Source organism: Streptomyces sp. NBRC 110611 (assembly GCF_001590865.1).
Taxonomy (GTDB): domain Bacteria; phylum Actinomycetota; class Actinomycetes; order Streptomycetales; family Streptomycetaceae; genus Streptomyces.
Genome location: NZ_BBUY01000047.1, coordinates 6,172 through 8,622 on the forward strand (window position 1 = coordinate 6,172; position 2,451 = coordinate 8,622).

2 protein-coding genes and 1 pseudogene are annotated in these 2,451 nt (G+C 65.3%); all 3 read left to right on the plus strand.

Annotated features, from left to right (window positions below):
* On the plus strand, positions 1-857 hold an 857-nt coding region (locus tag AZE13_RS32935; RefSeq protein WP_258528169.1), incomplete at its 5' end, for a CDP-glycerol glycerophosphotransferase family protein.
* A 256-nt stretch (positions 858-1,113) separates the two neighbouring features.
* Positions 1,114-1,875, plus strand: a pseudogene (locus tag AZE13_RS37345) (transposase family protein).
* A 99-nt stretch (positions 1,876-1,974) separates the two neighbouring features.
* Entirely contained in the window at positions 1,975-2,409 is a 435-nt protein-coding gene (locus AZE13_RS32945; RefSeq protein WP_398780299.1) for a transposase, read from the plus strand.
* Positions 2,410-2,451 lie beyond the last annotated feature (42 nt).

The following is a 2,451-nucleotide window of genomic DNA, read 5'->3' on the forward strand; positions in this document are numbered from 1 at the left end:
CTAGGGACGTCCTGGACATCCGCGAGCGCCTCGGCATTGCTCCCGGCAAGACCGCCGTGCTGTACGCGCCGACCATGCGTGACTATCAGGCGGGCTACGTCCCGCGGCTCGACCTGGAGAAGATCTCCCGGGAGCTGGGCGAGGACTTCGTCCTGCTGGTGCGGACCCACTACTTCTACAGGCGGAACCCGGCTCTGCAGGAGTTGCAGGAGCGCGGCGCCCTGATCGACGTTTCCAGCTACCCAGTCGTCGAGGAGCTCTGTCTGGCCGCCGACGCCCTGATCACCGACTACTCGTCGATCATGTTTGACTACGCTAACCTCGACCGGCCGATCATCAGCTACGCCGACGACTGGGACACTTACGTCCACTCGCGTGGTGTCACCTTCAACCTGCTCTCGGGCGAGCCGGGCGACACCCCGGGTGTAATCGCCACCACCGAGGACGAGCTGATCGACGCGTTCCGCAGCGGCCGCTGGGACGACGAGCGGGCCACCGAGCTGCGCGCTGCGTTCCGCGCCCGGTTCTGCCAGTGGGACGACGGGAACGCCGCCGAACGCGTGGTGCGTCAGGTCTTCCTCGGCGCGGCGTCGGTCCCGGAGCCACTGCCGTACGCGGAGCGCACCGTCGCCCCGTCCCCGCGCGCCGCGGCAACCATGGATTTGTCAGATTGGCTCGGGACGTTCTCCGATCTTGATGGAGATCGTCGTGGAAGAGCTCACCCGTGGACCCCGGTGCAGCACCGCCATACAAGGGCTACCGTTTCTCGTCTGCGGCGATCGCGCACTCATCGCCCACCGTGCCCTGGCACTCGCAGCAGCGATCTGGTGCAACTTCCAGACCAGCAGGGTAGTTAGCCGATCACTGACCGCATCGAACTGAATTGGTACGGCTTCGGCAGAGATCGTGGATGGTGGTTGTGGGCTGGGGTTTCTCAGTTTCTTTGCAGTGTTCGGTATGGGACTGGGGGTGGTTGATGTTCCCCATGGTCGTGGACAGTGAGTCTTTTCCAATCTGCAGCTGTAGCCTGGTAGTTGGGCTGGCAACGTGATGAAGCCCCTGGTAGATGGGTTTTGGACCAAGACAACCGTCTCCACCAGAGGCTTCACGTGCTTGTCTGCCCGTCGCGTCGACGTGTCCAGCTCCATCCTGCGCTTCTCACTCAGCAGCTACGGCGGCACCGCCGCGACATCGGCTCACGCTGGTGGCGCCTGAGCGCCGGCCGCCAGTCCCTGCTCACGCTCGCACACCTGCGAGTGGGCCATACATACGCCCGGCTCGCAGCCGGGTTCGACGTCGGAATCACCACGGCCTACCGCCACGTCACCTAGGCTGTCGAACTCCTGGCCACCCTCGCCCCAGCCTGGCCGGCGCGGTGCGAACCGCGTCGGCGAAGGTGTATCTGATCCTCGACGGCACGCTCCTGCCGATCGACCGCATCGCCGCGGACCGCCCGTACTACTCCGGCGAGCACACGAAGCACGGGATGAACGTGTAGGTCATCGCCGATCCCTTCGGCCGGCTGCTGTGGGCCTCACCCGCACTGCCCGGCACCGTCCACGATGTCCGCGCAGCCCGTGAACACGGCATCGTCGGGGCCTTCGCCGAGGCCGGCATCACGTGCTGGCCTCGGCGAAGGCCACCGGGGCGCCGGTGGAACGGTCCGTACCCCGTACTGAGACAGGTGCGGTGAACCGGTCCCACGCGAAGATCCGAACACTCGTCGAGCAGGCCATCGCCACCCTCACGTTCTGGCGGATCCTCCGCAAACCGCGATGCTCGACCACCCGGATCACCACACTCATCCAGGCCGTCCTCACCCTGCATCGGCTCCACCGTGTGCCGGGCTCATCAGCACGCCGCGGGAGCTCGTAAATAGGGAACCTGCAAAAGGAACCGCCCGGCGGCATCGCCACCGAGTCCGACGATCACGGACTCGGACGCTCCCGCGGCGGCCTGACCACGAAATTCCACCTGGCCACCGAGCAGGGGCAGAAGCCACTGTCGCTGCACTTCACCGCCGGCCACCGACACGACAGTCCCTGTTTCCGGCCGGCCCTGTCAAAGATCCGTGTGCCCCGCTCAGGACCCGGCCGGCCACGCACCAGACCCGACAAGGTGCGGGGCGACAAGGCCTACGGCTCTCGCACAAACCGCGCCTACCTGCGAAAACGCCGGATTGCCTGCACCATCCCGGACAAAGCCGACCAGATCCGCAACCGCAAGAACCTCGGCTCCCGCGGAGGCAGACCACCGAAGTTCGACAAGAAGCACTACAAACAACGACACCCAGTCGAGTGCGGGATCAACCGGCTCAAGAGACACCGCACGGTGGCAACTCACTACGACAAACTCGCCGTCCGCAACGAGACAACCATGCTGGCCGCCGCCATCAACGAATGGCTTTAACCAGCACTCTCGCAACAGACCCTAGTGAACCTCTTTCATCCT